At 64.7% G+C, this 4,096-nt stretch carries 3 protein-coding genes; all 3 read left to right on the forward strand.

The genetic code is table 11. The features are described from left to right. Positions 1-1,867, forward strand: a 1,867-nt coding sequence (locus AC1D1P_RS16340) for an autotransporter family protein (protein ID WP_477673690.1), incomplete at its 5' end; no start/stop codon positions are given. 95 nt (positions 1,868-1,962) lie between these two features. Continuing rightward, positions 1,963-2,835 (forward strand): hypothetical protein, encoded by an 873-nt coding sequence (locus tag AC1D1P_RS16345; RefSeq protein ID WP_477673691.1) that lies wholly within the window; start codon positions 1,963-1,965, stop codon positions 2,833-2,835. Between the two features lie 404 nt (positions 2,836-3,239). Then, on the forward strand, positions 3,240-4,096 hold an 857-nt coding region (locus AC1D1P_RS16350; RefSeq protein WP_477673692.1), incomplete at its 3' end, for a Bug family tripartite tricarboxylate transporter substrate binding protein.

Consider the following 4,096-nt stretch of genomic DNA (forward strand, 5'->3'; position numbering starts at 1 on the left):
CATCAATGGAGGCGGCACGCTGGTCAAGGAAGGCAGCGGCACGGTGATTCTTTCTGGCACCAACACCTATACAGGCGGCACCACCATCAATGGCGGCACCTTGCGCGGCACCACCGCCAACCTGCAGGGCTTGATTACCACCAACGCCAACCTGGAATTCTTGCAAGCAGGCAACGGAACGTTTGGCGGTGTCATCAGCGGCACCGGCAATGTGGTCAAAAGCGGCACCGGCAATGTCACCTTTTCCGGCACCCACACTTACAGCGGGGCCACCGTCGTCAGCGGCGGCACGCTGTCGGTCAACGGCAGCCTGACCAACTCTGCCGTGCAGGTGCAGAACGGCGGCACGCTGGGCGGCACCGGTTCCGTGCGCAACACCACCATCCAGTCGGGCGGCACGCTGGCGCCGGGCAATTCCATCGGCACGCTCACCGTGGTCGGCAACCTGACCTTCAACGCCGGCTCCAATTACAGCGTGGAGGTCGATGCAGCCGGCAGCAACGACCGCACCAACGCCACCGGCACACTGACCATCAACGGCGGCACGGTCAACGTGCTGGCCAGCGCCGGCACCTATTCGCCGACCACGCAGTACACCATCCTCAATGCCACAGGCGGGCGCACCGGCGTCTTTAGCGGGCTCACGACCAACCTGGCGTTTCTGACACCGTCGCTCACCTACGACCCCAACAACGTGTATCTGACCCTGGCGCGCAACAGCACCGGCTACAACACCCTGCCCGGCATGACGCCCAACCAGCAGTCGGCCTCCAACGCACTTCAAGATGCCTCCGGCAGCGCGAGCGGCGACATGAGCACGGTGCTCAGCGCCCTCAACAGCCTGTCAGTGCCGCAGGCCCTCGCGGCCTTCGACGCCATAGGCGGCGCCAACCTGGTGGCCTTGCGCCGTGCCGGCCCCAGCTTTACCGCCGCGTTCGGCGAACAGCTGCAGGCACGCGTGGGCCGAAGCAGCCTGGGCTCAGTCTGCGGCAGCGACGATGTCGGTGGCCGCGAAGCCCTGAGGGCACTTTTCCCGGCCGCCGAAGACGGTTGCGGTTTTTGGCTGCGCGGTTACGGCAGCCACCAAACCACCGACAGCGACGGCAATGCCATGGCCAGCCGCCTGAACAGCACCGGCCTGAGTGCGGGTTACGACGCCGAAGTGTCGCCGGGCTTGATGCTGGGCGGCGCCGTGACCATCGGCACATCAAGGGTCAGCTTTGATTCAGGTGACCAGGGCAGGGCCCGCAGCGCGGCGCTGGCGATGTACGCCGGCTACACCGACGGGGCCTGGCGCCTGAACGGCGTGACCAGCGTGGCGTTTCACGGCAACCACATGGACCGCGGCATCGTGGTCGGTCCGATCAGCCGCGTGGCCTCGTCGAACTTCGACAGCAGCACCGCCACGGCCTACGGCGAGCTGACGTACGACCTGGACATGACCGGCTGGACGCTGCAGCCGATGGCCGCGCTGGCCTTCAGCCGCAACCAGACCAACGGTTTTGCCGAGCAGGGCGCCGGTGCGCTCAATCTGCAGGTCGCCGCGCAAACCGTGTACTCAACCAAATCGTTGCTGGGGCTGAAAGCCGGCTTTGACGTGGGCCGGCTGCGGGTGGAGCCGCGGGTGGTGTGGGCGCATGAGTTTGGCAAATACAACACCCCGATGACGGCGCAGCTGCAGGGCGCCGGCACGCCCTACCAGTTCCAGATTGCGGGCGTGGCCCTCAATGCCAACACGGTGGTCCTGGGCGTGGGCGTTTCGGGCCGCATCCACGACAACTTCAACCTCTTCGCCGACCTCCAGACCGAACAGAACGCACGCCAGCGCAACCTGGCCCTGCTGATGGGGGTGCGCGGCAAATGGTGAGCCGGGCATCTCAAAGCATGTTGGCCCCTGACCGACCTGATTCACAACACATTTAATCCAGCCACACCCGCGCATACCTCATGGCTTACAAAAGCATGCCCCCCATCCCGCCATCCCTGCCGCCTCTCCCGCCGCGCCAACCCAAACCGAAACCCGGCAAGGACGCCGGCGCCCACCGATACGACACCATCGTTTTTTTGCTGATCATCGGCCTGGCGATTGTGGTGGCTGGCAGCGCAGCGCGTTACACCCTGGTAGACCGGCCTGCGGCCAAGGCACAGAAGGAAGCCCAGCTGCTGATGCAGCAGCTGATGGCCGCGAACCAGAAGAACCAGCAGCAGCTTGAACAGAAGCTCGCCGAAGCCAAGGCCCAGACCGAGGCATTGCGCGCCAACATGGAGCAGATGAAGGCCGAGATCCAGCAGCCCAAGGCCGCAGCGGAACCGGTTCCGGAGCCGGTGCAGAAACCGGTGCCCGACGCCCAGGCCGCGGAACGCAAGCGGCTGGAGCGCGTCAAGGTGGTCGATGAACTGGTGGACTCGCTGACGCCGAACCTGCAGGTCAAGTTCCAGCAAAAGGTCACGTGGCTGGACCGCAGCGTCTCATTCGGTTTTAGCCTGACCAACGCAAGCCGCCGCGCCGTCCGCGTGACCCCGCCGCGCATCGCCCTGACCCTCAACCCTCTGCCCAACACAAAGCTGGCACTGAAAGCCAGTGATGTGCAGGCTGACATCTGCCCTGGCGGGTTGATCGGGCCGGGAGAGACCATTAACTGCAATGTGGTGCTGCGTTCAGAAGCCACCTTCACCGGTGTCGGCCACATTCCGTTTCGCGCCGTCATCTCGGCACGCACGGAACTCCCGGTGACCAGCGAAACCTGGAAAACCGTGCGTTCCGCCTACAAGGAAGCCTACCTGGAGGAACACATGGTCAAAAGCGTTTCCTTTAATGGGGAGCTTTGGCGGTAATCGCGGGCCGGCAGCAGGATCACGCATGCACCCTGTCGAGGCGGCTGAAGCCGGCGGCAGATTGCCATGCTATCGCTATCAAATAGATAGCTGCTTGCGCCCATCTGTATTGGGTTTCAGCTATCTTTTGTGCTTGAAATCAGTGGTTTTCACGGGGTTTCCGGCATCGCCAGGGCTTTTGCGGCACCCCAGGGGCAGGCTGGAGGGTCAAAAGCCCCCCTGAGTCGCCTTTTTACCCCCTCAATCGGGCTGTAAACCAATGAGGACAGGCGCGAGCCGCTACTAATTCAGTAGCGTCACGCTGACGCCAAACGCCCGCGGGCAATCCCATTCAAGCGGCTCGCGGCCGAGGGGCATGGTTTTTGCACACACTTTTGCACACAAACTGTACGCAGGAGCCGCGCATGCCAGACCACCCACATACCCCCACGCCCTCACACCCACTTGCGCGCCGCACCGCGCTGAAGATCCTCGCCAGCGGCGCCGCATCCATGGCGCTGCCGGCCCTGGCTGCCTGGCCGGACAAGCCGATCAAGATCGTGGTGACCTTTCCGGCCGGCGGCGCCAGCGACATCGTCGCGCGGGTTATGGCCGAGCAGCTGGGCAAAAAGCTGGGGCAGGCGGTGGTGGTCGACAACCGGCCGGGCGCGGGCGGCAGCGTGGGAGGCCTGGTGGTGGCGCAGGCGCCGGCTGACGGCTACACGCTGATGCTGAGCAACTCGACACCGGTTTCCATCGGCCCGTTCGCGCTGGAAAAGCAGCCCTATGACCCGGTGGAAGGCTTCACCCACATCGCACTGATCGGCAACGCGCCCTGCGTGGTGATGGCCAACCCGCAAGCGCCCATCAAGACGATTACCGATGTGGAAGCGCAGGCCCGCAAAGCGGGCCGGCTCGACTTCGGCTCGGGCGGCCCGGCCTCGATCGGCCACATTTACGGCGAGCTGATGAAAAAGTCCATGGGCGTGAACCTGGTGCACATCCCGTACCGCGGCGGTGCGCCCATGACGACAGACCTGATCGCGGGCGTGATCCCCGTGGGCATCGACGTGCTGACGGCTTTTGTGCCCTACTTCAAGAGCGGGCAGCTGGTGCCGCTGGCCGTAACGTCGGCCAGCCGCTCACCGCTGGTGCCGGATGTGCCCAGCGTGGTGGAGTTTGGCTACCGCAAGCTGGTGCTGGACAACTTCTTTGGTTTGAGCGGTCCGGCGCACATGCCGGCCGACGTCGTGGCACGGCTGAGCAGCGCCTGCAACGAAAT

The sequence above is a fragment of the Polaromonas sp. P1_E1_2 genome, from assembly GCF_056406035.1.